Here is a 26,849-nt window from a genome sequence, read left to right on the forward strand (position 1 = left end):
GACTTCACTGACCCTGTCGGACGGCTACAACCTGATAGCGTGTGCTACGCCCGCCACCAGGCAGCCGTTCGATACAGCCCTTTTCCAGCAGGTCACCCAGATGCCGGGTCGCGGTGGCTTTGGATACCTTGGCCACGGCTTGGTACTGAGCGGCGCTGATACCGTTCTCGAAACCACGTTCGCCTCCGTCGAGCAGGCGGTTGAGCACTTTGATCTGCTCGGCAGACAAGGCTTGGCTACGGTGAGCCTGCCAGAAGCGCGCCTTGACCAGCACGCGATCGATCCGAGCAAGCGCCTGCTCCAGGCTCTTGAGCAATGTCTCGAGAAACCACAGCAGCCAGGCAGTGATGTCCAAGCCGCCTTTCTGGCTGGCTTCGAGGATGCGGTAGTAACCGGCGCGGTCATCAAGGATGCTCGCCGACATAGCGTAAAAGCGGATGGCCTGCTGCTCGCCCTGAGCTAGCGCCAGATCGGTAATGGCGCGCGTAAGGCGACCGTTGCCGTCATCGAAGGGGTGCAGGGTAACGAACCAGAAATGAGCGATGCCGGCGCGCAGAAAGGGATCAAGGCTGGCATCGCTGCGGCTGGCCTCGAACCAGGCGAGAAAGTCGGCCAGCTGTGTTTCCAGCCCTGTGCGAGGAGGGGCTTCGAAATGTACGGTAGGGCGGTCGATCCGGCCGGAAACCACCTGCATGGGCTCTTCGCCGCGCAGTGTGCCGATATGTAATGGTCGTGTCAGCACTTGGTCATCGCTGGGGAACAGCCAACGGTGCCATGTGAAGAGTCGCTGTTCGTCCAGCAGTTGTTGATACGCATGGGTGGCGTCGAACAGCAGTTCCGCCAGGCCTTCAGAGCGTGAGGTGGTGCGGCCCTCTTCGTTCAGCCCCAGGCGCCGCGCCAGTGATGAGCGCACTGAGCCGACATTCAGTTGCTCACCTTCAATGGCTGAAGAAGTGACGATGTTCTGCAGCATGGCATCCAGGCTGCTCTGCACTTCGGCGTCGCTTCCCACCGCGTCGAGCATGCCTAACAACCGTCCCTGAACCTGACCGCAAGCGCGCAACAGCGGCGCAAGCGCTTCGGCTTGCCAGCTGAAGTGTGGCCACTCGGGTTGTTGCCAGATCCAGAGCGCGTCGTTCATGAGAGTCTTCATCAATGAGCCGATTAGCGAGCCTATTCGGCTCATATGGTGAGCCGATAATGCAGATTATTCGGCTCACTGTCCAATCTCAAGCCAGGTCGTTTGGCTTTCGAGCTGGTAGGGCTCTGTATGAGGCCACAGAAACGGCAAAGCCGCGCAGTGCGCGGCTTTGAAGGTGGTGGGCCCACACGGACTCGAACCGTGGACCAAAGGATTATGAGTCCTCTGCTCTAACCAACTGAGCTATAGGCCCCAGAGGTGGCGGGGATTATAACGAGGGTTTGAGGTGGGTGCCATCTGAAAGATCTGATAGTGCTATACGAAGAAAGGTCGCTGCGAACTCCTCCGGGGGCAGGGGCGGGCTGACGATGTAGCCCTGGATCTGCTCACAGCCTTCGATGGCCAGGAAGTGCTGCTGATCCTGGTTCTCCACACCTTCGGCAATGATGGTCAGCTGCATGCTGCGGCCCAGGGCGATGATCGCGCGGGTGATGGCGGCGTCGTGAGGGTCGTCGGGCAGGCCGCGGATGAAGGACTGGTCGATCTTGAGGATGTCCAGTGGCAGGCGCTTGAGGTAGCTCAGCGATGAATAGCCCGTGCCGAAGTCGTCGATGGCCAGTTGCACGCCCAGGTCCTTGAGCTGGTGAAGGATGGCCAGGGCTTCTTCGGCCTGGCTCATGATGAAATTCTCGGTGATTTCCAGCTGCAGGTCGCCGGCCTTGAGCTGGTACACCTTGAGCAGGTGTTCGATGCGCCTGGCCAGGCTCGGTTGGCGTAGCTGGGCGCCGGCGAGGTTGATCGACAGGGGGCCGAACGGCTTGTAGAGGGCCTTCCAGGCGAACATCTGGCGGCAGGCCTGTTCCATCACCCAATCGCCCAGCTGGAGAATGGTGCCGTTCTCCTCGGCCAGGTGGATGAACTGCTCCGGCGGTACCTCGCCGAAGGTCGGGTGCCGCCAGCGAACCAGGGCTTCGGCGCCGACCAGGCTTTGGCTCTTGAGGCTGAACTTGGGCTGGAAGCACAGGCTCATTTCATGACGCTCGATGGCGCGGCGCAGTTCGTGCTCCAGGGCAATGCGCTCGCTGGCCTGGGCGGTGAGGTCGCGGGTGTAGGCTTCGACGCGGTTGCGGCCCTTGGCCTTGGAGCGATACATGGCCGCATCGGCGTTGCGGATGAGGCTGGCGACGTCGCTGCCGTCCTGGGGATAGAGGCTGATGCCGATGCTCGCGCTGGTGAAGAATTCATGCTCGCCGGCCTGGAAGGGTGCATGGAAGCAGGCCAGCAATTTGTTGGCGATGGCGTTGGCATCGCTGGGGCGGTGCAGGCCGGGCAGGAGGATGATGAATTCGTCGCCGCCTAGGCGGGCTACGGTGTCGAGGTCGCGTACCTGTTCCTTCAGGCGATGGGCGATACCTTTTAGCAACAGGTCGCCCACGGGGTGGCCGAGGCTGTCATTGATGTGCTTGAAGCGGTCCAGATCGAGGAACAGGACCGCGCCCTGGCGGTTGGCCTCCTGGGCGCCGCTGAGGGCGGCCTGCAGGCGGTTTTCGAACAGGGCGCGGTTGGGCAGGCCGGTGAGTGGGTCGTGGTGGGCTTGGTAGTCGAGCTTGGCCTGGGCGAGCTTGAGGCTGGAGATATCGGCGAACACAGCGACGAAGTGGGTGATCTCATGCTCGCGGTTGCGCACGGCGCTGATGGTCAGCCAGCCGGGGTAGAGCTCGCCATTCTTGCGCTTGTTGTAGATTTCTCCCTGCCAGTGGCCTTCTGCGGTGAGCTGGTGCCACATGGCGGCATAGAACGCGCTGTCGTGCTGGCCGGAGGCAAGCAGGCGCGGGGTCTGCCCGAGGGCTTCTATTTCGCTGTAGCCGGTGATTTCGCTGAAGGCGCGGTTCACCGCGCTGATGCGTTGCTCCGGGTCGGTGATCAAGACGCCTTCTGCGGTGTTCTCGAACACGGTGGCCGCCAGTTGCAGTTTTTCCTGCATCAGGTTGCGCTCGGTGATGTCGCGCACGATGGTCAGCATGCAGTCGGTACCGGCGATCGGCAGCGGTCGGGCTGACAGCTCGCACAGGAGGATCTGCCCGTCGCTGCGGCGTATGTGGCAACTGAAGTCACGTACGAAGCCGTCACGCTGGAGCTGATCGACCAGGCGCTTGCGTTCGTTGAGGTCGACCCAGATGCCCAGGTCGAGGGAGGTCTGGTCGCTGGCGGGGTTGATGTCGTAGCCGGTCAGGCGGCAGAAGCCTTCGTTCGCCTCCAGCAACAGGCCGTCACTCTGGCGTGACAGCAACAGGCCGTCGGGGGAGGCGTGGAAGGCCTTGGCGAACTTCTCCTCCGAGGTTTGCAGTTGTTGCTGGGTTTCCTTCAGCTGGCTGATGTCCCGCACGGCCACCACCAGCGCCCGGGTGCCATCGAGTTCGAACGTTTCAGCGGAGACCAAGCCGGTGAATATTTGGCCGTTGCTACGTCGTAGCCGGGTCTCCAGATTACGAATGGCACCGCGCTGCAGGCGCTCCAACAGGACGGGCCCGGCACCTGCGACTGCCCAGAGGTCCAGTTCAGTGGCGGTGCGACCGATCACCTGGCTCGGGCTCAGGCCGATCTGCTCTTCGAAGGCTTCGTTGACCTCCAGCAGGCAGCCATCGCTGTGCCGGGCGATCACTAGGATGTCCGGGCATTGTTGGAACACCGAGGCGAACTTCTGCTCCGACAGGCGCAGGGCATCCTCGGTACGCTTGGTTTCGCTGATGTCGATCATCAGGCCGCGCAGCAACGGGCGGTGCCCATGTTCGATCATGCTGACGATATTGCGCACCCAGAGGGCCTGGCCATCGGCGCGGATCACCCGATAGTCCAGGCTGTGGTCGCGCCCGGCGGCGGTCTCGCTGTCGCAGAAGGCCTGGGCCCAGAGCGCATCCTCGGGGTGCAGGATGCTGCGCCAGAACCCCGGCTTGAGCCAGTCGCCCAGGGGGTAGCCGAGCAGATCCTCGGCATGGGGGGAGACGTAGCTGTAGGTGAAATCGTTGGCGTCGGCTTCCCACGCGATGGCCGACAGGCTTTCGACCAGGCTGCGGTAGTGGTACTCGCTGCTGCGCAGTTCCTGCTCGAGCGCGATACGCCGGGAGATTTCCGAGCTCAGGCGCCGGTTGATGCGGATCACCACGGCGAGGATGGCCATCAGCAGCAGGACCGCGGGCAGGCCATAGAGCAGCAGGTCGTTCCAGAACGAGCGTTGGTCGACGACATTGCCAACCCAGCGTTGCTGGATCTGGTTGACTTCGCCAGGGCTCATGTCGGCCATGACCTTGTCAAGAATGCCGACTAGGACCTTGTTGCCTCGGGGCGCGGCCATGGCCAACTGGTAGCGGTAGGGTGTCTCGCCACTGACGTACAGGCCGTCGAGCTTGAGTTGGCGCAGGGCCCAGATGCTCGAGGCGAGGTCACCGACCACAGCGTCCACTTCATCGGTGGCCAGGGCCTGAAGGGAGGAGCTGACGTTGGGCAATGCGACGAGGTTCAGGTCCGGGTGGTGCGTGCGCAGCAGCTCATGGGGCGCGTAGTTTTCCACCACGGCGACTTTGAGCCCGTACAGTTCCTTGAGTGTGCGGGGCTGTGGCCCGCCGTCATGGGCCAGGATGACGATAGGGAAGTCCAGGTAGGGGCGGGTGAAGTACAGGTAGTTCTGGCGTTCCGGGGTCGACATGATGCCTGGAAGCAGGTCGAGGCGGTTTTCCTTGGCTTGCTGGAGGATTTCGGTCCAGCCTCTGGGCTCGATCGGCTTGAGCTGGATGCCCAAGCGTTCCTCGATCAGGGCAACGTAGTCGGCGGCCAATCCCTGGTAGCGGCCCTCCTGGTCGCGGAACTCGAAAGGTGGCCAGGAGGCATCGATACCCAGACGTAGCTGGGGGTGGGCGCCGAGCCAGGCTTTCTCTTCATCCGTCAGGGTCAAGGCGCCGGCCGTTGTGGTCCAGAGAAGCAGGATCGACAACAGAAGGGCCGGCACAAAGGACATAGCGGCCTCTCGTTCAAGGGGTATGAATCGAGTGTAGACGGGCAAAGCGTGCCGGGTGATTCAGTTCGCGGGTCAACCATCGCGATGCAACGCCATGCCTGCAGCTCAGAGGGGGCGCTGGCTGAAAAGAAAAACCCCGGCCTGGGCCGGGGTTCGTCATCACTCGTCGAGGAAGGAGCGCAGGTGCTCGCTTCGCGTCGGGTGGCGCAGCTTGCGCAACGCCTTGGCTTCGATCTGACGGATCCGTTCGCGGGTCACGTCGAACTGCTTGCCGACCTCTTCGAGGGTGTGATCGGTGTTCATGTCGATGCCGAAACGCATGCGCAGCACCTTGGCTTCGCGTGCGGTCAGGCCCGAGAGCACGTCACGGGTGGCTTCCTTGAGGCTTTCGACCGTGGCCACGTCGATCGGGGACTGCATGGTCGAGTCCTCGATGAAGTCGCCCAGGTGCGAATCTTCGTCGTCACCGATCGGGGTTTCCATGGAGATCGGTTCCTTGGCGATCTTCAATACCTTGCGGATCTTGTCCTCAGGCATTTCCATGCGCTCGCCCAGCTCTTCCGGGGTCGGTTCGCGACCCATTTCCTGCAGCATCTGGCGGGAAATGCGGTTGAGCTTGTTGATCGTCTCGATCATGTGCACCGGAATACGGATGGTGCGCGCCTGGTCGGCAATCGAGCGGGTGATCGCCTGGCGGATCCACCAGGTGGCATAGGTCGAGAACTTGTAGCCGCGACGGTATTCGAACTTGTCCACCGCCTTCATCAAGCCGATGTTGCCCTCCTGGATCAGGTCCAAGAACTGCAGGCCACGGTTGGTGTACTTCTTGGCGATGGAGATCACCAGACGCAGGTTGGCCTCGACCATTTCCTTCTTGGCGCGGCGGGCCTTGGCCTCGCCGATCGACATGCGACGGTTGATTTCCTTGATTTCGGCAACGGTCAGGCCGGTCTCGGTTTCGAGGTCGATCAGCTTCTGCTGGCAGGCGACGATCGCGGCGTCTTTCTCACCCAGGGCGGCGGCCCACTTGGTGTTGCGCTTGGCCAGGTCACCGGACCAGGTCTGGTCGGTTTCATTGCTTGGGAACAGGCGCAGGAAGTCGGCGCGTGGCATGCGGGCATCACGCACGCACAGCTGCATGATGGCGCGTTCCTGGGCGCGCAGGCGCTCCAGGGCGCTGCGCACGCGCTCGACCAGCGCGTCGAACTGCTTGGGCACCAGCTTGATCGGCATGAACAGGTCTGCCAGGGCCTGGAGGGCTTCGATGCTCTCCTTGCCGCTGCGGCCGTGTTTTTTCAGGATCTTGCCGGTGGCCTGGAGCTGGTCGGCGACGGCGCCGAAACGCTGACGGGCAACTTCCGGATCCGGGCCGCTTTCGCCCTCGTCCTCGCTGTCGTCACCGCTTTCTTCGCTGTCTTCCTCTTCGTCTTCTTCTTCCTTGGCAGCCGCGGCCTTGGCGCCAGGGATCGGCACTTCCTCGGTCGGGGCGGCGATGTTGTCGTCAGGGTCGATGTAACCGCTGAGGACATCGGACAGACGGCCACCTTCGGTGGTGACGCGGTCATATTCGCTGAGGATATAGTCGACAGTACCCGGGAAGTGGGCGATGGCGCCCATGACTTCGCGAATGCCTTCCTCGATGCGCTTGGCGATTTCGATCTCGCCTTCGCGGGTCAGCAGCTCGACGGTACCCATTTCGCGCATGTACATGCGCACCGGGTCGGTCGTGCGGCCGATATCGGTTTCAACTGCCGCCAACGCTGCGGCGGCTTCTTCGGCTGCGGCTTCGTCGGTGTCGGCTTCCGCCAACAGCAGGGCATCCGCATCCGGAGCACTCTCGAATACGTTGATCCCCATGTCGTTGATCATGCGGATGATGTCTTCCACCTGTTCCGGATCTGAAATATCCTCAGGCAGGTGGTCGTTGACCTCCGCGTAAGTCAGGTAGCCCTGCTCACGACCGCGGGTGATCAACTCTTTGATACGAGATTGCTGTTGCGCTTTTCCGGACATAACACCCTATCCACTGAAGGTCTTGGCGGGCAAAAAACAAGCCGAGGATTATACCCGAGCATGGACCTCACGCGCCAGATGAGGTCGGGGTTTGTGCGGGAACATTCCGGCTCAGCAGGGCAAGGAGCTGCGATTTTTCCTCGCTGCTCAATTCGCTTTGACGTGCTTTCCTGAGCAGATGTTCCAGGCTGCGCTCGCGTTGGCGGGCGGACAAGCTAGTTATAGTGTCGAAAAACTGTTGTTCAAGGTTGTCGGCATCGATCAGCCATTCCTTTTCCGCCAGGGCCCGCAGCAGGCGACCTTGTTCGGTGCCGTGCCAGCGTGCGATCAACTGCATTGAGCTTAGCTTAGGATTCTTCTGCGCGGCTTCGATCAAGGCCACCAGCAGCTGGCTGTAGAGGTGTTCTTCGTCGGCGAAATGGCTGGCATCTTCCACCTTGCCGGCCAGCAGCGGGTAGTGCAGCAAGGTGCGCAGCGCCGACAGCGTCGGCGGCTCCACCGGTGCCGGCACCCTTGGCGGCGCTTCGCCGCGATGGCCGTCACGTTGCCAGGGCTTGCCGCCTTTCTTGTCCCAGGGCTTGCCATCCCATTGTTTCTTGCCGCCTTTGTTGGGCGTCCATGGGCGCTGTTCCTGCTGGGTGGGCGCAGGGTCGTACGGGTGCGCTTCGCTGTAGTCGGGGGTGTAGCTGGCCATGGCGTCGTAGTCATAGCCGGGGTCGTAATCCGGGGTGCTGGGGGCTGGTGCGTGCTGGGCCAGCTGTTCGACCTGTTGCGGATCCAGCCCGGTGATTTCCTTCAGGCGGTTGCGCATCAGCTGGCGCAGGTTGGCACCGGGAATCTTTTCGATCAACGGTGCGGCCAGGGTCGCCATGTGCGCCTTGCCTTCCAGGGAACGCGGGTCGGCCTCGTTGCCCAATTGTTCGAAGAAGTAGTCCGCCAGTGGCTGGGCGTGCTGGTTGATGCGGGCCATGAAGGCATCGGTGCCTTCTGCGCGCACCAGGCTGTCCGGGTCTTCGCCTTCGGGCAGGAACAGGAAGCGGGCACGGCGGCCGTCCTGCAGGCTGGCCAGGGTTGACTCCAGGGCGCGCCAGGCCGCCTTGCGGCCGGCCTGGTCGCCATCGAAGCAGAACAGCACGCTCGGCACCACGCGGAACAAGCGCTTGAGGTGCTCTTCGCTGGTGGCCGTGCCCAGTGTCGCCACCGCATTGCGCAGGCCTTGCTGGGCCAGGGCGATGACGTCCATGTAGCCCTCGACCACGATGATCTCGTCGAGGTTGCGGTTGTGCTTGCGCGCCTCGTACAGGCCGTACAGTTCTTGCCCCTTGTGGAACACCGGGGTTTCCGGGGAGTTCAGGTACTTGGGCTTGTCGTCCCCGAGGACCCGGCCGCCGAACGCGATGACCCTGCCACGGCTGTCGCGGATAGGGAACATCACGCGGTCGCGGAAACGATCGTAGCGCTTGCCGCTTTCGGCATTCTCGATCAGCAGGCCGGCATCGATCATCACCTTTTGCTGCAGGCTGTCCGCGCCCAGGTGCTTGAGCAGGTTGTCCCAGCCCGGCGGAGCGAAGCCCAGGCCGAAGTCACGGGCGATTTCGCCGGACAGGCCTCGGCCCTTGAGGTAGTCCACCGCCGCCTTGCGGGTCGGGTGGCTGCGCAGCGCCTGGCGATAGAACTCGGCGGCGGCTTCCAGCAGCGGGTAGAGGGGCGAGTCGGTGGGCTGGCGGGGCTTCTGCCCGCGACGGCCTTCCTCCCGAGGGACTTCCATGCCGGCGGCCCGGGCCAGCTCTTCGACCGCCTGGGGAAAGTCCAGGTTGTCGTGGTCCATGACGAAGCCGAGCGCGTTGCCGCCAGCACCACAACCGAAGCAGTAGTAGAACTGCTTGTCGGGGCTGACGGTGAAGGAGGGGGTTTTCTCCTTGTGGAACGGGCAGCAGGCGGAAAGGTTCTTGCCGGTCTTCTTGAGCTGGATGCGCGAACTCACCACATCGACGATGTCGGTGCGGTTGAGAAGGTCGTCAATGAAGCTTTGGGGAATCAGCCCGGCCATGGCAGTCTCGTCATCTGGCAGCTGGCAAGTCTAATCGCTACGCGCCGGTTGAGGGCGAGCAGTTGATGCGGGAGATGTGAGGAAAAGTGTGCTCGTCAGCCACGAATGGCTCGTCAGTCAAGACGTGCACGACTGGTCGGGGACCAGCTCTGACGTGTTCAGGCAGGTTGCCCATGCGCTGTTGCGAAGGGCGCCTCTGGCCGAGGCCGGAGGTTTGAAGCAACTGCTGCCATCAGCCCGGCACGAGGCCGGGCGGGCAGAAGCTTTGCGTTGAACGCCTGTATCAGTACAGACGAACGGCGCGGCGCTGTTCGCGCTGAACCTTCTTGGCGTGACGCTTTACAGCGGCAGCGGCTTTGCGCTTGCGCTCGGCAGTCGGCTTCTCGTAAAACTCGCGGCTACGAACTTCAGCCAGTACACCGGCTTTTTCGCAGGAGCGCTTGAAACGACGCAGAGCTACGTCGAAGGGTTCGTTCTCTTTAACTTTGACGGCTGGCATCCAGGGCTACCTTAATTCATTACCGGGGTAGACGTGCTCCTGGCAAAACAAAAGGTGTGCTGGAGAACGTCGGTTTTCAAGGGTTGCGGATGTTAACCCTTAGCTGGCCGGAATGCAAAGCCTCTGATCGAAAACCGCTGGTCGGCATGTGGTACGGAGACTATCATGCGCGCCTTCGAATTCAGCCTCCACAAGGCACGGACCCATGCTAGTACTGGGATTGGAAACATCCTGCGACGAAACTGGCGTCGCATTATACGACAGCGAGCGCGGCCTGTTGGCCGACGCGCTGTTCAGCCAGATCGACCTTCACCGCGTCTATGGCGGCGTCGTACCGGAGCTGGCCTCGCGTGATCACGTCAAGCGCATGCTGCCCTTGATCCGCCAGGTGCTGGCCGAGGCTGGCTGCGTCGCCACCGAGATCGATGCCATTGCCTACACCGCCGGCCCCGGTTTGGTCGGCGCCCTGCTGGTCGGCGCTTCATGCGCCCAGGCGTTGGCGTTCGCCTGGGACATCCCGGCGATCGGTGTGCACCACATGGAAGGCCACCTGTTGGCGCCCATGCTGGAGGAGACGCCGCCGGCGTTTCCGTTCGTCGCCTTGTTGGTGTCCGGCGGTCACACCCAGCTGGTGCGAGTCGATGGCATCGGCCAATACGAACTGCTGGGCGAGAGCCTGGACGATGCGGCCGGCGAGGCATTCGACAAGACAGCCAAGCTGATCGGCCTGAACTACCCGGGTGGGCCCGAAATCGCTCGCCTGGCCGAGCAGGGCGTGCCTGGGCGTTTCGTGTTCCCGCGGCCGATGACCGATCGTCCGGGCCTGGAATTCAGCTTCAGCGGCCTCAAGACCTTCGCCCTCAATACCTGGCAGCAATGCCGCGATGCCGGTGACGACAGTGAGCAAACCCGTTGCGACCTGTCCCTGGCGTTCCAGCAGGCGGTGGTGGAGACTCTGACCATCAAGTGCAAGCGCGCCCTCAAGCAGACCGGCCTCAAGCGCCTGGTCATCGCTGGCGGCGTGAGCGCCAACAAGGCCCTGCGGGCCTCGCTGGAAACCATGCTGGCCAGCCTCAACGGCAATGTGTACTACGCGCGCCCCAAGTTCTGCACCGACAACGGCGCCATGATCGCCTACGCCGGGTGCCAGCGCTTGTTGGCCGGGCAGCGTCAGGACCTGGCCATTGCCGTACAGGCGCGTTGGCCGATGGAGCAGCTGCCGGCGGTGTGAGGCGGTGTGTGCAAGGTCAGAAATGCCGTTCGCGCCCGGCGAACAGGTCGCGTAGATTGCTGCGATGGCGCCAGACGATGAGTACCGTGAGCACGGTGATCGGCAACAACGCCTCGGGCTCGCGCCAGGCCAGCAATGGCAGGGTCAGCGGGGTGGCGATCAGCGCGGCCAGGGAGCTGGTGCGGGTGAGGTAGAAGGTCAGCAGCCAGGCGGCGATGGCCAGCAGCGCGGCGGGGAAGTACAGGCCCATGAGCATGCCGGCTGCGGTGGCCACGCCCTTGCCGCCCTTGAAGCAGAAGTACAGTGGGAACAGGTGGCCGATCACCGCGCAGAGCCCGACCCAGGCTTGCTCCTGCAGGCCCAGGCCGGCCAGTTGGGCCAGCAGCACGGGCAACAGGCCCTTGCACAGGTCGCCCAGCAGGGTCAGGATCGCCAGCTTGCGGCCTGCCAGGCGTAGCATGTTGGTCGCGCCGGCGTTGCCCGAGCCACTGGAGCGCGGGTCCGGGCTGCCGCTGAGGCGGCTCAGGACAATGGCGAAGGACAGAGAGCCGAGCAGGTAGGCAAGCAGCGCCAATAACCAAAACATGCTAACTATTCCGGGCGAGGACGCCCTGATTCTAACGGCGCCAGTCGCCCTTGTCGTGCTGTGGAGAGAAGTGCTTGGACAGAGTGTTCATCGAAGGCCTGGAAGTCGATACCGTCATCGGTGCCTATGACTGGGAGCGGGATATTCGCCAGTGCCTGCGCCTGGACCTGAGTTTCGCCTGGGACAATCGCCCGGCGGCTGCCGGTGACGACCTGGCCCTGGCCCTGGACTACGCCAGTGTCTCGGCGCGTGTCCAGGCATTCGCCGAGCAGGCCCGTTTCGAACTGGTGGAAACATTCGCCGAGCGCCTGGTCGCGGTATTGATGGAAGAATTCAATATTCCTTGGGTGCGCCTGAAGCTGACCAAGCCGGGTGCCGTACCGGCGGCCCGTGGCGGTGTTGGCGTGGAGATCGAGCGCGGATGTCTCTGAGTACGGTTTACCTGGGCCTGGGCAGCAACATCGACCGCCAGGCGCACCTGTGCGCCGGGCTCGATGCCCTGGCGGGCTTTCTGCAGGGCATGCGCTGCTCGCCGGTGTTCGAAAGCCAGGCGGTGGGCATCAAGAGCGGGCCGTTCTACAACCTGGTGGTCACCGGGCAGACCGACCTGCCACTGCTGGAGCTGGATCGTCGGCTCAAGTTCATCGAGGCGGACAACGGCCGATATGCGCCTGAGCGCAAGGGCTTGCCGCTGGATATCGATGTGCTGATGTATGACGACCTGCTGGGTACTTTCGACGGCCTGGTGCTGCCCAGGGCCGAGATCCTCAAGAATGCGTTCGTGCTCTGGCCGTTGTCGTTGATCGCGCCGCAACTGGTGCACCCGGGCGTCGGCAAGACGATGGGGCAGCTGTGGCAGGAAGCGGATATCGACCAGGCGTTGGCACCGGTGCCCTTCGAGTGGCGTGGGTTGCAACTGACCCGGATGTGAAGGCCCAATCGCCGGCAAGCCGGCTCCCACAATAGCGCAGCGCTTGTGAGCGCGGCGCTGGCCTGGTGGCAGCACTGTCTTAAGGTGCTTGCCCCGGCCCTATCGCTGGCAAGCCAGCTCCCCGCAGGTAGGGCGGTGCTTCTGGAAACAGCGCAGGGCAGGTGGGAGCCGGCTTGCCGGCGATTGCGGTTGTATAAACAATGCGAACCCCGAAGGTTACCGGCGCTTGTAGGCTTCGAGTGCTTCCAGGCGTTGCACCTTGAGTGCTTCCCCTAGTGCCTGCCCAGTCAGGCCTTTCTCCACCAATGGCTTCACATCCACTGCTTTGGCGGCCGCCGCCGCGCCGCGCAGGTAATCGGCCTGCGGGTAAGCCTGGTCGGCCCTCTGACCACGCGCCTCCATCTCGCACGCAGCAATGAAATCCTCGAAGCGCTGCGGGCGACGGTACACGTCGAACTTCTGCAGCAAGTCCAGCAGGCTGGCAGCGCTCAGTGCCTTGGCGTTGTGGCAAAGGGGCTGGCACTCATTGACCAGGGACGCGAGCTCCTGGCATTCCCTGGGGGCCTTGAAGCGCTGGTTGACTGCCTTGACCTGGCTCGGCTCGCCCAGCCCCTGCAGCAGGCAGGCCCAGCGTACATTCAGTGGCTGTTGCGCGCGAGCCGCTTCTCGTAGTGCTGCCAGCGGGTCTGGACGCTGCGCGTCGAACAGTGCATTGATCTCCGGCATCAGTTCCTTGAGCGCATCGCAATCGCGCAGCACCTGGATGAACACCTGAGGCTGGTCTTCCATCAGGGCCCGCTCGATTTCCTTCCAGCTGCGCTCAGCGGTCAGTGCCTGGAGCTCCCCCGATGCGCTGATCTGGCGCATCAGCTCGAGCGTCTCGCCGGCGACATGGAAGCCCAGCGGGGCATAGCGGGCCGCGAAGCGGGCTACACGCAGGACGCGCAGGGGATCTTCGGCGAATGCTGGGGAAACATGGCGCAAAATGCGTCGATCGAGATCTTCCTTGCCGTTGTACGGGTCGCACAGATTGCCATGCTCGTCCTCGGCCATGGCATTGATGGTCAGGTCCCGGCGGACCAGGTCTTCTTCGAGGGTGACCTCGGGGCTGGCATGGAAGGTGAAACCGCCATAGCCGCGCCCGCTCTTGCGCTCGGTGCGCGCCAGGGCGTACTCCTCGCCGGTGCGAGGGTGGATGAATACCGGAAAATCAGCCCCGACCGGGCGATAGCCCAGGGCTTGCATCTGTTCGACCGTGGCGCCGACCACCAGCCAGTCGATATCGCTGACCGGGCGCCCGAGCAAGCGGTCGCGCACGGCGCCACCGACCTTGTAGATCTGCATGTAGAACCTCCATTACTGGCCCACAGCATACCCTGTCGGCAGTAATGGAGGGCTGTTTGCTCAGAGATGATGCACCACGGCAAGATCCATACGGCCGTACTCACCCGCTTCGTTCTGCTCGCCTCGCGGCGGCATGTGGTGGGTTTTCATGACCTGGTCGCCTTGGACGGTTTCCAGGTGGATATCGAAGCCCCACAGCCGATGCAGGTGCCGAAGCACTTCCTCGGTGGAGTCGCCCAGCGGCTTGCGGTTGTGTTGCTGGTGGCGCAGGGTCAGGGAACGGTCGCCGCGGCGGTCGATGCTCCAGATCTGCACGTTGGGTTCGCGGTTGCCCAGGTTGTACTGGGCTGCCAGTTGCTCACGGATGATGCGGTAGCCGGCTTCGTCGTGGATCGCCGGTACCAGCAGGTCGTCGCGCTGGTCATCGTCCAGGATGCTGAACAGCTTCAGGTCGCGGATCACTTTGGGTGAGAGGTACTGCAGGATAAAACTTTCGTCCTTGAAGCTGCTCATGGCGAACTTGATGGTGGAAAGCCAGTCGCTGCCGGCGATATCAGGGAACCAGCGCCGGTCTTCTTCGGTAGGGTGCTCGCACATGCGACGAATGTCGGTGTACATGGCGAAGCCCAGGGCATAGGGGTTGATGCCGCTGTAGTACGGGCTGTCGAAGCCCGGCTGGAACACGACACTGGTGTGGGACTGCAGGAACTCCATGATGAAGCCGTCGGTCACCAGGCCCTCGTCGTACAGGTCGTTCATCAGGGTGTAGTGCCAGAACGTGGCCCAGCCTTCGTTCATCACCTGGGTCTGGCGTTGGGGGTAGAAATACTGGGCGATCTTGCGCACGATGCGCACCACTTCCCGTTGCCAGGGTTCGAGCAACGGGGCGTGTTTTTCGATGAAATACAGGATGTTTTCCTGGGGTTCGGCGGGGAAGCGCACATCATCGCGCTCGTTGCCTTTCTCCGAGCCCTTGGGAATGGTGCGCCATAGGTCGTTGATCTGGCGCTGCAGATGCTCCTCGCGCTCTTTTTGCCGGCGGCGTTCTTCCTCGGCGGAAATGGGGTAGGGGCGTTTGTAGCGGTCCACGCCGTAGTTCATCAGGGCATGACAGGAGTCGATCAGGTCTTCGACGGCATCGATGCCGTGGCGCTCCTCGCATTGGGCGATGTACTGCTTGGCGAATACCAGGTAGTCGATGATCGAGCTGGCGTCCGTCCAGGTGCGGAACAGGTAGTTGCCCTTGAAGAAACTGTTGTGGCCGTAGCAGGCATGGGCGATCACCAGTGCTTGCATGCACATGGTGTTCTCTTCCATCAGGTAGGCGATGCACGGGTCGGAGTTGATCACGATTTCGTAGGCCAGGCCCATCTGGCCACGGCTGTAGGATTTTTCCGTGCTGAGGAACTGCTTGCCGTAGGACCAGTGGTGGTAGCCCAGCGGCATGCCGACGGACGCATAGGCATCCATCATCTGCTCGGCGGTGATCACCTCGATCTGGTTGGGATAGGTATCCAGGGCGTAACGCTCGGCCAGGCGGCTGATTTCGCGGTCATAGGCCTGGATAAGCTCGAACGTCCACTCGGACCCGGTGGAAATGGGCTGGCGTCTCTGCTCTCTGGCGGTCATGTGGCTAACCTGCGCTGGAAGAGTTCACGGAAGACCGGATAGATATCACCGGCCGATACCAACTGCTGCTGGGCGAAGGTGTCGGGGAAGGCTTCGCCGATGCGCTCGTATTCGTACCACAGCGCCTGATGCTCGCGGGGGGTGATCTCCACGTAAGTGTAGTACTGCACGTGGGGCATGATCTGCTTGGACAGGATTTCGCGGCAGATCGGCGAATCGTCGTTCCAGTTGTCGCCGTCGGAGGCCTGGGCGGCGTAGATGTTCCAGTCGCTGGCCGGGTAGCGATCGGCCATGATCTCCTGCATCAGCTTGAGCGCGCTGGACACGATGGTGCCGCCCGTCTCGCGGGAATAGAAGAATTCTTCCTCGTCCACTTCGCGGGCGCTGGTGTGGTGGCGGATGAACACCACCTCGATGCGGTCGTAGTTCCGCTTGAGGAACAGGTACAACAGGATGAAGAAGCGCTTGGCGATGTCCTTGGTGGCCTGGGTCATCGAGCCCGAGACGTCCATCAGGCAGAACATCACGGCCTTGGAACTCGGGTTGGGTTGCTTGACCAGCAGGTTGTACTTCAGGTCGAAGGTGTCGAGGAAGGGCAGGCGATTGATGCGCGCCTTCAGGCGTTCGATTTCGGCCTCGGTCGCCTGGATATCGGTGAAGTTGTCCGGCTCCTCGACCTTCAAGCGCGCAAGTTCGGCCTGGGCTTCGCGCAACAGCGCACGGCTGCTGCCGGTCAGGGCGATGCGCCGGGCATGGGCCGAGCGCAGGGTGCGGACAATGTTGATGCGTGACGGGTTGCCTTCGTTGGCGATACCGGCACGCACGGTCTTGAAGGTGTCGGCCCCGGTGAGGTGACGTTTCACCAGGTTGGGCAGCTCCAGGTCCTCGAACATGAACTCCAGGAACTCCTCCTGGGTGATCTGGAACACGAAGTCATCCATGCCTTCGCCGGAATTGCCGGCCTTGCCACGGCCGCCGCCGCCTCCACCGCCTTGGGGCCGGGGGATGTGCTCGCCGGCGGTGAATTCCTTGTTGCCTGGGTGGATGATGGTCTGCTTGCCGCCACGACCATGGTGCAGCACCGGCTCGTCGATGTCCCGCGATGGGATGCTGATCTGCTCGCCGTGCTCCATGTCCATGATGGAACGGCGGCTCACGGCCTCTTCGACGGCTTTCTTGATGTGCTCACGGTACCGCCGCAAGAAGCGCTGGCGGTTGACCGTGCTCTTGTTCTTGCCGTTCAGGCGTCGGTCGATTACGTAGCTCATGGGCCCTCCAGTAGCTGGGTACAGCTGCAAGCTTCAAGCTACGAGCTGCAAGTAAAAGCAGTCGCCGCCGCCGTGAGCCGTGCGATGCGCCACGGCACACCGCGTCCGGCTCAGGGCTTGCGGCTCGCAGCTTGCCGCTTTTACTGCGATTTCCTGACCCGCAGATACCATTCCGACAGCAGGCGAACCTGTTTGTCGGTGTAGCCACGTTCGACCATCCGGGTGACGAAGTCGTTGTGTTTCTGTTGGTCCTCCTTGCTGGCCTTGGCGTTGAAGCTGATGACCGGCAGCAGGTCTTCGGTGTTGGAGAACATTTTCTTCTCGATCACCACCCGCAGCTTTTCATAGCTCAGCCAGCTCGGGTTCTTGCCGTTGTTGTTGGCGCGGGCACGCAGCACGAAGTTGACGATCTCGTTGCGGAAGTCTTTCGGGTTGCTGATGCCGGCCGGTTTCTCGATCTTCTCCAGCTCCTCGTTGAGGGCGATGCGGTTGAGGATCTCGCCGGTTTCCGGGTCGCGGTACTCCTGGTCCTGGATCCAGAAGTCGGCGTACAGCACGTAGCGGTCGAAGATGTTCTGGCCGTATTCGCTGTAGGACTCCAGGTAGGCGGTCTGGATTTCCTTGCCGATGAACTCGATGTAGCGCGGTGCCAGGTATTCCTTGAGATAGCGCAGGTAACGCTCGCGTACCTCGGCAGGGAACTGCTCCTGTTCGATCTGCTGCTCCAGCACGTACAGCAGGTGCACCGGGTTGGCCGCGATCTCGTGCGGATCGAAGTTGAAGACCTTGGACAGGATCTTGAAGGCGAAGCGGGTCGACAGGCCATTCATGCCCTCGTCGACACCGGCGGCATCGCGATACTCCTGGATCGACTTGGCCTTCGGGTCGGTGTCCTTGAGGTTCTCGCCGTCATACACGCGCATTTTCGAATAGATGTTGGAGTTTTCAGGCTCCTTCAGGCGCGACAGCACTGTGAACTGCGCGAGCATCTTGAGGGTGTCTGGCGCGCAATGGGCCTTGGACAGCGAACTGTTGACCAGCAGCTTGTCGTAGATCTTCACTTCGTCACTGACGCGCAGGCAGTACGGCACCTTGACGATGTAGATCCGGTCGATGAACGCTTCGTTGTTCTTGTTGTTGCGGAAGGTATGCCATTCCGATTCGTTGGAGTGGGCCAGCAGGATGCCGGAGTAGGGGATCGCCCCCAGGCCTTCGGTACTGTTGTAGTTGCCTTCCTGGGTGGCGGTGAGCAACGGGTGCAGGACCTTGATCGGTGCCTTGAACATCTCGACGAATTCCATCAGGCCCTGGTTGGCCCGGCACAGCGCGCCCGAATAGCTGTAGGCGTCGGCGTCGTTCTGCGGGAACTCCTCGAGCTTGCGGATATCCACCTTACCCACAAGCGCCGAGATGTCCTGGTTGTTCTCGTCGCCAGGTTCGGTCTTGGCGATGGCGACCTGGTTGAGGATGGACGGGTAGAGCTTGACCACCCGGAACTTGGAGATGTCGCCGCCGAACTCCTGCAGGCGCTTGGTGGCCCAGGGCGACATGATGGTGTTCAGGTAGCGCCGCGGGATGCCGAACTCTTCTTCCAGAATGGCGCCGTCCTCGGCGGCATTGAACAGCCCCAGGGGTGACTCGAACACCGGTGAGCCCTTGATGGCGTAGAAGGGCACCTTCTCCATCAGCTGCTTGAGCTTTTCGGCCAGGGACGATTTACCGCCGCCCACCGGGCCCAGCAGGTACAGGATTTGTTTCTTCTCCTCCAGGCCTTGGGCGGCATGGCGGAAGTAGGACACGATCTGGTCGATGCACTCTTCCATGCCATGGAAGTCGGCAAAGGCCGGATAGCGACGGATCACCTTGTTGGAGAAGATCCGCGACAGCCTGGAGTTCGTTGAGGTGTCGACCAGCTCCGGTTCGCCGATGGCCAGCAACAGGCGTTCGGCCGCCGAAGCGTAGGCGCTGCGATCCTCTTTGCACAGCTCGAGGTACTCCTGCAGCGAGAGTTCTTCCTGGCGGGTTGACTCGAAACGTTGTTGGAAGTGGCTAAAAATGCTCATGACGTCACCTCGCTCGATACGTGGAGCCGACGCCGGATCAGTCAGCATGATGCTGGCATGCAACCGGGCTGGCCGATTGCTGTATACCCCCCAGAACACCCGTAGAAACGCTACCGATGACCCGCACGCCGGTGTACCGGCTCTCCCCTTTTTTGGATGGCCTGGGCTTAAGGATAGTTGGTTATACGAGAGGTCAAGGGCGCGGGGTCGAGAAGATACTCACGACCGTTCGTCAGGTAAGGCCCGAGCCCGCTCGTGGCGCGGGCTGCGGGAAAATGAAAATTTTTATTCGGCGCCGCCTTGGGCGGTTTCGGCCGGGTAGGTGCTGCGCCACAGCTCGAAGCCGCCATCGAGGCTGTACACCTCGGAAAAGCCCTGGCCCACCAGATAGGCCGCAGCGCTCTGGCTGGAGTTGCCGTGGTAGCAGACCACCAGGGTCGGTGCGTCGAGGTCGGCATTGCGAATGAACTCGGCCACCGAATGGTTATCAAGATGAGTGGCGCCGCTGATATGGCCTGCGGCAAACGCTTGAGGGTCACGAATGTCGACGACCACCGCACCTTGCTCACGCAGGGCCTGGGCCTGCTCGGGAGGGATGCGCTTGAATTCGCTCATGGGGGTGGTTTCCTTCGGGGCTGATCGTTGAGTCTAGTCGGTTATGCCGGTTGGCGCAGGGTGCCGTCGTCGGCGCAATCGCAGCGGTGGAACTCGCCGCTGTCGACGTTGTACAGGGTCATGGCGCCACCCCAGACACAGCCGGTGTCCAGGCCGATCACATCGGGCACATCGATGCGCCCCTCGAGGGCGGCCCAATGGCCGAAGATGATCTTCACGTGGCGCGAACGGCGGTCCTTGTGGGCGAACCAGGGCTTGTAGCCCTTGGGTGCGCTGTCCAGGCCTTCCTTGCTCTTGAACTCGAGCTTGCCCTCGGCGGTGCAGAAGCGCATGCGGGTGAAGTAGTTGGTGATGACCCGCAGGCGTTCGATACCGGCCAGGTTCTTGCTCCACTTTTTCGGCTCGTTGCCGTACATGCCGTCCAGGTAGAGCTTCAGGCGGGTGTCGTCGCGCAGCACTTCCTCCACTTCGGCGGCCAGCTCCAGCGCCTTGCCCAGCGTCCATTGCGGAGGGATGCCGGCGTGCACCAGCGCCACGCCGCGGGCTTCGTCGTAGTGCAGCAGTTTCTGCTGGCGCAGCCAATCGAAGAGCTGGTCGGCATCTGGCGCTTCGATGATCTCGCGCAGGGTGTCGCCCTTCTTCAGGCGCTCGACGTTGTGCCAGGCCGCCAGCAGGTGCAGGTCATGGTTGCCCAGCACGCATACCAGCGAGTTGCGCATGGAATAAAGGAAGCGCAGGGTTTCCAGCGACTCCGGGCCACGATTGACCAGGTCGCCCACCAGCCACAGGCGATCCACTGCCGGGTCGAAGTGCACGCGATCGAGCAGGCACTTGAGCGGCTGCAGGCAGCCCTGCAGGTCGCCGACGGCGTACACCGCCATCAGTGCAGCGCCCCGGGCACGGCCAGGCGGAATGGCGCGATGGTGGCGTCGAAGTGCTGACCGTCTCCGGCCAACATCTGGTAGCTGCCCTGCATGGTGCCGACGCGAGTGGTGAGCACCGCGCCGCTGCTGTAGGTATGGCTGTCGCCTGGCTCGATGAGCGGCTGCTGGCCGACAACGCCGGCACCGCGCACCTCTTCCACTTCACCGTCACCGTTGGTGATCAGCCAGTGGCGCGAGACCAGCCGGGCTTTCAGCGTGCCATTGTTCTGCACCGTGATGGTGTAGGCGAAGGCGAAGCGGCTGTTGTCGGGGTCGGATTGTTCTTTCAGGTAGCGGGTCACGACGCTGACGTCGATCTGATAGCGGGGGTCGGACATGCAAAGGCCTTGGAGGAGCGGACGCAAATACTGCAATGGTTGCAGTCTAGGCCATAGGTGGGGGGAAGGGCCAGTGTGGGGCGCTATGTAACCCACGCGGGCCCCATCGCCGGCAAGCCGGCTCCTACCTGTCCTGCGCTGTTTTCAGAGACACCGCGATACTGTGGGAGCCGGCTTGCCGGCGATGGGGTAGCCAATATCAGGCTTGTTGCTCGGCCAGCTGGTCGGCCAGGCGCACGAAGGCGGCCAGGTCGAGCTGTTCGGGGCGCAGGCTTCCGTCGACGCCGGCGGCTTCGATGGCCTGGTTGTCGAGCAGGCCCTTGAGGGTGTTGCGCAGGGTCTTGCGGCGCTGGTTGAAGGCTTCCCGAACGATGCGCTCGAGTAAGCGTGGGTCCTTGGCCGGGTGCGGCAGGGTCTCGTGGGGCACCAGGCGTACGATGGCCGAATCCACCTTGGGCGGTGGGTTGAAGGCGCCTGGGCCTACGTTGAACAGGTGCTCGACCCGGCAGTGGTACTGCACCATGATCGACAGGCGGCCCCAATCGCCACCGCCCGGGCTTGCGGCCAGGCGCTCGACCACTTCCTTCTGCAGCATGAAGTGCATGTCGCGGATCAGGTCGGCGTGGTTCAGCAGGTGGAAGATCAGCGGGGTGGAGATGTTGTAGGGCAGGTTGCCCACCACCTTGAGGCTGCGCGCCGGGACGCCCAGTTGGTTGAAATCGAACTTCAGGGCGTCGCCCTGGTGCAGGCGGAAGTTGCCGCGGCCGGCGAATTTGTGCTGAAGGATCGGCACCAGGTCCTTGTCCAGCTCGACGACGTCCAGCTGTGCGCCGCTGCCCAGCAGCCCCTCGGTGAGGGCGCCCTGGCCCGGGCCGATTTCCAGCAGGTGCTCGCCGGGCTTGGCATTGATCGCCCGCAGGATGCGGTCGATGATGCCGGCGTCGTGCAGGAAGTTCTGGCCGAAGCGCTTGCGCGCCCGGTGTTGGTAGTGCTCGTTCATGGTCGGTTCTCGGCCATCTGGTAGGCGGTTTGCAGGGCCACGCGCAGGCTGCCGGTGTCGACCTTGCCGGTGCCGGCCAGGTCCAGGGCGGTGCCGTGGTCGACCGACGTGCGGATGATCGGCAGGCCCAGGGTCACGTTGACGGCGGCGCCGAAGCCTTTGTACTTGAGTACGGGCAAGCCCTGGTCGTGGTACATCGCCAGCACTGCGTCGCAGTGCTCCAGATACTTGGGGGTAAACAGGGTATCGGCCGGCAGTGGGCCACGCAGGTCCATGCCTTGGGCACGCAGGCGTTGCAGTGCTGGCTCGATGATGTCGATTTCTTCGCGGCCCAGGTGGCCGCCTTCGCCGGCATGCGGGTTGAGGCCGCAGACCAGGATGCGGGGCTGGGCGATGCCGAACTTGCTCTGCAGGTCGGCGTGCAGGATGCGCGTGACCCGCTCCAGGCGCTCGGCGGTGATGGCGTCGGCGATGTCCCGCAGGGGCAGGTGAGTGGTCACCAAGGCCACGCGCAGGCCATGGGTGGCCAGCATCATCACCACTTGGGTGGTACGGGTCAGGTCGGCCAGGAATTCGGTATGGCCGGAGAAGGAGATGCCGCTTTCGTTGATCACGCCCTTGTGCACCGGGGCGGTGATCATGCCGGCGAAATGTCCGTCCAGGCAGCCTTGGCCGGCGCGGGTCAGGGTTTCCAGAACAAAGGCGGCGTTGGCTTTGTCCAGTTGCCCGGCCACCACCGGCGCCGCCAGTGGCGTATCCCACACGTACAGGCTGCCGGCGGGGGCCGGCTGGTCGGGCCAGGCATCGGCGCTGACCGGCAGCAGGCTGACAGCCAGCCCCAGCTGCGTGGCCCGCTCGGCGAGCAGGTCACGGCTGGTGATGGCGATCAGGGGGTAAGGCTGGGCCTCGGCGGCCAGCAGCAGGCACAGGTCAGGGCCTATGCCGGCCGGCTCGCCGGGCGTGACGGCGAAGCGCAGGGGCTTCACTGGGCGGCCTGGTCGGCGCCAGGCAGCTTGATTTCAACGTAGGCTTCGTCGCGGATCTGACGCAGCCAGGTCTGCAGCTCTTCGTCGTACTTGCGGTTGCGCAGCACGGTCAGCGCTTGCTGTTCGCGCGCCTTCTCGGTGCTGTCGGTGGCGCGGCGGCCCAGCACTTCCAGCACGTGCCAGCCGTATTGGGTCTTGAACGGCTTGGTCACCACGCCCTGCTGGGCATTGGCCATCTGCTCGCGGAACTCCGGCACCAGGCTGTTCGGGTCGACCCAGTTGAGGTCGCCGCCGTTGAGCGCGGAACCTGGGTCTTCCGAGAAGCTCTTGGCCAGCTCGGCGAAGTCTTCGCCATTCTGGATACGGTCGTACAGGCGCTCGGCCAGTTGCTCGGTCGCCGCTTCGCTGCGGATCTCGCTTGGCTTGATCAGGATGTGGCGTACGTGGACTTCGTCACGCAGCACGTTCTCGCCACCACCGCGTTTCTCCTCGAGCTTGAGGATGATGAAGCCGTTGGGGATGCGGATCGGCTGGGTGATGTCGCCCACCGACATGCTGCTGAGCATCTTGGCGAAGTCAGGTGGCAGCTGGCCAGCCTTGCGCCAGCCCATCTCGCCGCCTTCCAGGGCGTTTTCGCTGCCGGAGCGGGCGATGGCCATCTGGCCGAAGTCGGCGCCCTGGCGAAGCTGCTGGTAGATATCGCCGACCTGGCGTGCGGCAGCCTGGATGGCGTCGGAGCTGGCGCCTTCCGGGGTCGGGATGAGGATGTTGGCCAAGCGGTACTCTTCCGACATCTGCATCTTGCCGAGGTCGGAGTTGAGGAAGTTCTTCACTTCCTGCTCGGACACCTGGATACGCTCGGCCACGCGGCGCTGGCGCACGCGGCTGATGATCATCTCGCGCTTGACCTGCTCGCGGGCATCGTCGAACGACAGGCCGTCATGGGCCAGAGCGGCGCGGAACTGGTCCAGGGACATACCGTTGCGCTGGGCAATGGTGCCGATGGCCTGGTTGAGTTCCTCGTCGGTGATGCGAATGCCGGAGCGTTCGCCAATCTGCAGCTGCAGGTTCTCGACGATCAGGCGTTCCAACACCTGCTGCTCCAGGGCACCGGCCGGCGGCACGCCGCCGCCGCGCTTGGCGATTGTCTGCTGCACTTCGCGCACGCGCTGGTCCAGCTGGCTCTGCATGACCACGTCGTTGTCGACGATGGCCACGATGTGGTCCAGGGGAACAGCGGCATGCACCGCGCTGCTCAGCAATACGGCGCCCAGCATCAGCGGGCGCAGGCGATCAATAAGCTTGGTCTTCACGTGTACGGTAACCTTGAATGCCTTCGTCGAGGAACGACTCGACCTTGTTGCCCACAACGCCGCCGAGGCCTTTGAGCACGATTTGCAGGAAGACGCCGTGGTCGCCTTTCTCGTTTTGCGGAACGGCCTGGCTGAAGTCGTCGTAGTCGAGCCAGTAGCGGTTGATCAGGCGTAGCTTCCAGCAGCAGTTGTCGTACTCGAAACCGCCCATGGCTTCCAGGGTGCGGTTGCGGTTGTAGTCGTGCTGCCAGCGGGCGATAACGCTCCATTGCGGTACGACCGGCCAGATGACCGAGAAGTCGTGCTGCTGGATCTTGTAGTAGTCCTTGACGTAGTTCGGGCTGCCAGGGGTGCCGTAGTCGCCACCGCCTACCTGCCAGCGGCCGGTCAGCGAGTCGAAGCGAACCAGGTCGTTGCGGTAGCGATAACCCAGGTTGACGATCTTGTTTGGATTGTCTTCCGGCTGGTAGTGGAACATCGCGCTGCCCGAGCGTGGCTTGCGGCTGTCCGGGTCCCAGTTGTAGTCGGAGTTGAAGCGCCAATCGCGGTTGAAGGCGTACTGGTATTCGAGCGCGTAAGGTGAAACGTCAGATTGCGCGTCGTCGCGGTCGCGATAATCAATACCAGGCATTTGTACCTTGCGATCCTTGAAGTAGAGCGCTTGGCCAATGCTGAAGCGTTGACGTTCGAATCCATTCTCCTCGATCCAGCGGTTAGTCACACCCAGCGACAGCTTGTTCTCGTCACCGATGCGGTCGGAGCCGCTGAAACGATTGTCACGGAACAGCGAGGCGTAATTGAAGTAGGACTCGCTGGTGTCGAACACCGGAATGTCCTTCTGATCCTCATACGGAACGTAGAGGTAGAATAGGCGCGGTTCGAGGGTTTGGCGGTAGTTCTTGCCGAACCATTGGGTATTGCGATCGAAATAGAGGCCGCTGTCGACGCTGAAGATCGGAACGTTTCGATTCAGGGAGCTACTGTAGCTGCCATAGCCAGGCCGCGAAGCTTGAGCTGCGGCCTGCGCTTTGCCTTGGCTATCCAGATCCAGATCATAGTGCGTATAGACATACTTCAGCTTCGGCGTGAGGAAACCATAGCTGGCTTCCATCGGCAGGCTGATAGCGGGAGCAGCATTCAGACGGGTACCGTTTGCACGGGCAATACCGGAAATATTCTCGTCAAGGCGGCGGCCAGCAGCGCCTGCGGAGAAGTCAGGGTTGCCATCTTCATCTCTGACAAAGTCGTCCTTCAGGTCACGATCAAAGCGAACAGCTTCTGTCTGATAAGTGAAGTCGAACCCGCCTGGATGATAAGGCAGCATGCCGTCGAGCGTGATCTGCGGCAGCTTGTCATATGGCGTAACGCGCGAAATGGTCGCCATTTCATACGCATGCGCATTCAACCGTGCCCGATAGCTGTCACCCCGATAGGTAATAGCACCCTGCTGATCCACTACATCGCGGCTCTCGACCCCAATCTGCCCCGTCTCCAGATCCTGGAAATAGAACGGATCACTGATATCGGTGTAGTCCACCTCAGTCATCAAGCGCGAATCCAGCCCGCCCTTGTGCTGCCAGTTGTACATCCAGCGCTTTTCTTTGTAGTCGGTCTGCTCTTTACGATCGTCGTTCTTGTCGTTCAGGTACGCAGCACCGAACTGGCCTTCGCTGGACTTGGTCAGGTAGCGGAACTCGCCTTCCATCAACAAGCCACGCTTGGCCATGTAGCGCGGATACAAGGTGGCGTCGTAGTTCGGCGCCAGGTTGAAGTAGTACGGCGTGACCAGCATGAAGCCGGTGTCGCTGCTGGTGCTGAACGACGGCGGCAGGAAGCCGGACTGGCGACGGTCGTCGATCGGGAAGTAGATGTACGGTGTATAGAACACCGGGAAATCCTTGACCCGCAGGGTGACGTTGGTCGCGGTGCCGAAGCCGGTGGCCGGGTTCAGGGTGATGTTGTTGCCCTTGAGCTGCCACGCGTTGCTGCCCGGCTCACAGGTGGTGTAGGTACCGTCCTTGAGGCGGATGATGGCGTTTTCGCCACGCTTGGCATACAGCGCGTTGCCGCGAATGTGCGATTGGTGCATCACGTATTCGGCGTTGTCGACCTTGGCCTCGCCGGTGTCCAGCTGGATCTCGGCCTGGTCGCCGACGACCAGCGAGCCCTTGTCGCGCAGCTTGACGTTGCCCTTGAGCTCGCCGCGGTTCTCGGCCTGGTACAGGTTGGCCTCGTCGGCCTCGACCTGCATGCTGCCCTGGCGCATGACCACGTCACCGGCGAGGGTGGCGATCTGCTGCTCCTGCTGGTAGCGGGAAACCTTGGCGTTCAGGTAGGTCGGCGACTCATCCTGGGGCGTGGTGTCGTCCATGCCCGGGCGTGTCGGCTCGATATACGCGCCACCGCAGTACGGGCCGGTCTCGGCCAACTGCGCGGCGGTGAGCTTGTCGCGCGGCACCCAGTCCAGGTGGCTGTAGTCTTCGCTGCGCGACTTCAGGCCACGGCCCTTGCTTTCGGTGACCAGCACCGGCTTGGGTTCGCCGTCGGCATCGGTCTCGGCCACCTGGGCGTCACCGCCGGAGCTCAACGCAGCACCTTCATGCACTGGGCGCGGTGGCAGGTTGCTGGCAGTGGTTTTGGGCTTGCAGTCCCAGCCACCAGAGGCGGACACTTGGCAGTCGAACTGCTCGGCTGCCACCACGTATGACGTGGCCAGAGGTTGCAGGGCCAGCAGGCCGCCAGTCACCAGCAACGGAAACTTTCTACGAAACGCGGGGGATTTCAATGCCATCTTATTAGTCCGGGCTTCCTGCGTGCCATCTGCCCGCGTGTGGGGCCGCACGCCTCTCGATGGTCTGAAAAAGATGCTGGATAATAAAGCATGACCCGCTTGACGGCTAGGGCCGT

Annotated in this window: 20 protein-coding genes and 1 tRNA gene; 3 read left to right on the forward strand and 18 right to left on the reverse strand. The window is 62.7% G+C overall.

Translation table 11 applies throughout. The features are described from left to right. Positions 1-4: 4 nt before the first annotated feature. The 6 genes from ACXHGZ_RS00660 to rpsU all read right to left on the reverse strand — a co-directional run bounded on the left by ACXHGZ_RS00660 (position 5) and on the right by rpsU (position 9,715). Positions 5-1,141 carry a Fic family protein gene (locus tag ACXHGZ_RS00660; protein ID WP_480461930.1) on the reverse strand — a complete coding sequence of 379 codons (1,137 nt, stop codon included), beginning with the start codon at positions 1,139-1,141 and terminating at the stop codon, positions 5-7. Between the two features lie 176 nt (positions 1,142-1,317). Beyond that, a tRNA-Ile gene (locus tag ACXHGZ_RS00665) sits at positions 1,318-1,394 on the reverse strand. Between the two features lie 15 nt (positions 1,395-1,409). Then, a complete protein-coding gene (locus ACXHGZ_RS00670) occupies positions 1,410-5,153 on the reverse strand; it encodes a bifunctional diguanylate cyclase/phosphodiesterase (RefSeq protein ID WP_480461931.1) in 3,744 nt (1,247 codons plus the stop codon). Between the two features lie 159 nt (positions 5,154-5,312). Next, complete coding sequence (rpoD, locus tag ACXHGZ_RS00675) at positions 5,313-7,166, reverse strand: RNA polymerase sigma factor RpoD (RefSeq protein ID WP_480461932.1); 1,854 nt, start codon at positions 7,164-7,166, stop codon at positions 5,313-5,315. 67 nt (positions 7,167-7,233) lie between these two features. Further along, positions 7,234-9,216 (reverse strand): DNA primase, encoded by a 1,983-nt coding sequence (gene dnaG, locus ACXHGZ_RS00680; protein WP_480461933.1) that lies wholly within the window; start codon positions 9,214-9,216, stop codon positions 7,234-7,236. A 283-nt stretch (positions 9,217-9,499) separates the two neighbouring features. Beyond that, positions 9,500-9,715, reverse strand: coding sequence for a 30S ribosomal protein S21 (gene rpsU, locus ACXHGZ_RS00685; protein WP_003255575.1), 216 nt, complete (start codon positions 9,713-9,715; stop codon positions 9,500-9,502). Positions 9,716-9,920: 205 nt separating this feature from the next. Between rpsU and tsaD the strand changes: the two genes are divergently transcribed. After that, complete coding sequence (gene tsaD / locus ACXHGZ_RS00690; RefSeq protein ID WP_084856201.1) at positions 9,921-10,946, forward strand: tRNA (adenosine(37)-N6)-threonylcarbamoyltransferase complex transferase subunit TsaD; 1,026 nt, start codon at positions 9,921-9,923, stop codon at positions 10,944-10,946. A 16-nt stretch (positions 10,947-10,962) separates the two neighbouring features. On the opposite strand, the gene plsY is transcribed toward tsaD, so the two are convergent. Continuing rightward, on the reverse strand, positions 10,963-11,532 hold the full coding sequence (gene plsY, locus ACXHGZ_RS00695; RefSeq protein ID WP_084856199.1) for a glycerol-3-phosphate 1-O-acyltransferase PlsY: 570 nt from the start codon (positions 11,530-11,532) through the stop codon (positions 10,963-10,965). A gap of 74 nt (positions 11,533-11,606) precedes the next feature. Here plsY and folB point away from each other — a divergent pair, with 74 nt between their 5' ends. Both folB and folK read left to right on the forward strand, forming a co-directional pair. Beyond that, entirely contained in the window at positions 11,607-11,963 is a 357-nt protein-coding gene (gene folB / locus ACXHGZ_RS00700) for a dihydroneopterin aldolase (RefSeq protein WP_084856197.1), read from the forward strand. Beyond that, a complete protein-coding gene (gene folK / locus ACXHGZ_RS00705; RefSeq protein ID WP_368829608.1) occupies positions 11,954-12,463 on the forward strand; it encodes a 2-amino-4-hydroxy-6-hydroxymethyldihydropteridine diphosphokinase in 510 nt (169 codons plus the stop codon). Before folB ends, folK begins: the two co-directional genes overlap by 10 nt. 216 nt (positions 12,464-12,679) lie before the next feature. On the opposite strand, the gene ACXHGZ_RS00710 is transcribed toward folK, so the two are convergent. The 11 genes from ACXHGZ_RS00710 to ACXHGZ_RS00760 form a co-directional block, all read right to left on the reverse strand. After that, a complete protein-coding gene (locus ACXHGZ_RS00710; RefSeq protein ID WP_480461936.1) occupies positions 12,680-13,807 on the reverse strand; it encodes a multifunctional CCA addition/repair protein in 1,128 nt (375 codons plus the stop codon). Between the two features lie 60 nt (positions 13,808-13,867). Beyond that, on the reverse strand, positions 13,868-15,436 hold the full coding sequence (locus ACXHGZ_RS00715) for a SpoVR family protein (protein ID WP_084856190.1): 1,569 nt from the start codon (positions 15,434-15,436) through the stop codon (positions 13,868-13,870). Beyond that, entirely contained in the window at positions 15,433-16,704 is a 1,272-nt protein-coding gene (locus ACXHGZ_RS00720) for a YeaH/YhbH family protein (RefSeq protein ID WP_084856188.1), read from the reverse strand. The genes ACXHGZ_RS00715 and ACXHGZ_RS00720 overlap by 4 nt, the downstream gene beginning before the upstream one ends. Before the next feature lie 140 nt (positions 16,705-16,844). After that, positions 16,845-18,767, reverse strand: a complete 1,923-nt coding sequence (locus tag ACXHGZ_RS00725) for a PrkA family serine protein kinase (RefSeq protein WP_084856186.1) — start codon at positions 18,765-18,767, stop codon at positions 16,845-16,847. Between the two features lie 285 nt (positions 18,768-19,052). Next, positions 19,053-19,382, reverse strand: a complete 330-nt coding sequence (gene glpE, locus ACXHGZ_RS00730; RefSeq protein ID WP_084856184.1) for a thiosulfate sulfurtransferase GlpE — start codon at positions 19,380-19,382, stop codon at positions 19,053-19,055. Between the two features lie 41 nt (positions 19,383-19,423). Further along, on the reverse strand, positions 19,424-20,263 hold the full coding sequence (locus ACXHGZ_RS00735; protein WP_084856182.1) for a symmetrical bis(5'-nucleosyl)-tetraphosphatase: 840 nt from the start codon (positions 20,261-20,263) through the stop codon (positions 19,424-19,426). Next, entirely contained in the window at positions 20,263-20,643 is a 381-nt protein-coding gene (apaG, locus tag ACXHGZ_RS00740) for a Co2+/Mg2+ efflux facilitator ApaG/CorD (RefSeq protein WP_084856180.1), read from the reverse strand. Before apaG ends, ACXHGZ_RS00735 begins: the two co-directional genes overlap by 1 nt. 199 nt (positions 20,644-20,842) lie before the next feature. Next, positions 20,843-21,643 carry a 16S rRNA (adenine(1518)-N(6)/adenine(1519)-N(6))-dimethyltransferase RsmA gene (rsmA, locus tag ACXHGZ_RS00745; RefSeq protein WP_480461938.1) on the reverse strand — a complete coding sequence of 267 codons (801 nt, stop codon included), beginning with the start codon at positions 21,641-21,643 and terminating at the stop codon, positions 20,843-20,845. After that, positions 21,640-22,629, reverse strand: a complete 990-nt coding sequence (gene pdxA / locus ACXHGZ_RS00750) for a 4-hydroxythreonine-4-phosphate dehydrogenase PdxA (protein ID WP_480461940.1) — start codon at positions 22,627-22,629, stop codon at positions 21,640-21,642. Before pdxA ends, rsmA begins: the two co-directional genes overlap by 4 nt. Beyond that, positions 22,626-23,942, reverse strand: a complete 1,317-nt coding sequence (locus ACXHGZ_RS00755; RefSeq protein WP_480461941.1) for a peptidylprolyl isomerase — start codon at positions 23,940-23,942, stop codon at positions 22,626-22,628. Before ACXHGZ_RS00755 ends, pdxA begins: the two co-directional genes overlap by 4 nt. Beyond that, positions 23,923-26,733: an LPS-assembly protein LptD gene (locus tag ACXHGZ_RS00760; RefSeq protein WP_480461943.1), complete on the reverse strand. Its 2,811-nt coding sequence runs from the start codon at positions 26,731-26,733 to the stop codon at positions 23,923-23,925. Before ACXHGZ_RS00760 ends, ACXHGZ_RS00755 begins: the two co-directional genes overlap by 20 nt. Between the last annotated feature and the right edge of the window lie 116 nt (positions 26,734-26,849).

It is taken from the genome of Pseudomonas shiyinii (assembly GCF_056725765.1).

Coding starts and splice junctions, on each gene's coding strand:
- ACXHGZ_RS00715 (WP_084856190.1), bottom strand. CDS start 15,436: ATGACCGCCAGAGAGCAGAGACGCCAGCCCATTTCCACCGGGTCCGAG.
- ACXHGZ_RS00725 (WP_084856186.1), bottom strand. CDS start 18,767: ATGAGCATTTTTAGCCACTTCCAACAACGTTTCGAGTCAACCCGCCAG.
- ACXHGZ_RS00720 (WP_084856188.1), bottom strand. CDS start 16,704: ATGAGCTACGTAATCGACCGACGCCTGAACGGCAAGAACAAGAGCACG.
- glpE (WP_084856184.1), bottom strand. CDS start 19,382: ATGAGCGAATTCAAGCGCATCCCTCCCGAGCAGGCCCAGGCCCTGCGT.
- rpsU (WP_003255575.1), bottom strand. CDS start 9,715: ATGCCAGCCGTCAAAGTTAAAGAGAACGAACCCTTCGACGTAGCTCTG.
- tsaD (WP_084856201.1), top strand. CDS start 9,921: ATGCTAGTACTGGGATTGGAAACATCCTGCGACGAAACTGGCGTCGCA.
- ACXHGZ_RS00660 (WP_480461930.1), bottom strand. CDS start 1,141: ATGAACGACGCGCTCTGGATCTGGCAACAACCCGAGTGGCCACACTTC.
- dnaG (WP_480461933.1), bottom strand. CDS start 9,216: ATGGCCGGGCTGATTCCCCAAAGCTTCATTGACGACCTTCTCAACCGC.
- rsmA (WP_480461938.1), bottom strand. CDS start 21,643: ATGAACGAGCACTACCAACACCGGGCGCGCAAGCGCTTCGGCCAGAAC.
- folK (WP_368829608.1), top strand. CDS start 11,954: ATGTCTCTGAGTACGGTTTACCTGGGCCTGGGCAGCAACATCGACCGC.
- rpoD (WP_480461932.1), bottom strand. CDS start 7,166: ATGTCCGGAAAAGCGCAACAGCAATCTCGTATCAAAGAGTTGATCACC.
- ACXHGZ_RS00670 (WP_480461931.1), bottom strand. CDS start 5,153: ATGTCCTTTGTGCCGGCCCTTCTGTTGTCGATCCTGCTTCTCTGGACC.
- ACXHGZ_RS00760 (WP_480461943.1), bottom strand. CDS start 26,733: ATGGCATTGAAATCCCCCGCGTTTCGTAGAAAGTTTCCGTTGCTGGTG.
- ACXHGZ_RS00735 (WP_084856182.1), bottom strand. CDS start 20,263: ATGGCGGTGTACGCCGTCGGCGACCTGCAGGGCTGCCTGCAGCCGCTC.
- apaG (WP_084856180.1), bottom strand. CDS start 20,643: ATGTCCGACCCCCGCTATCAGATCGACGTCAGCGTCGTGACCCGCTAC.
- ACXHGZ_RS00710 (WP_480461936.1), bottom strand. CDS start 13,807: ATGCAGATCTACAAGGTCGGTGGCGCCGTGCGCGACCGCTTGCTCGGG.
- plsY (WP_084856199.1), bottom strand. CDS start 11,532: ATGTTTTGGTTATTGGCGCTGCTTGCCTACCTGCTCGGCTCTCTGTCC.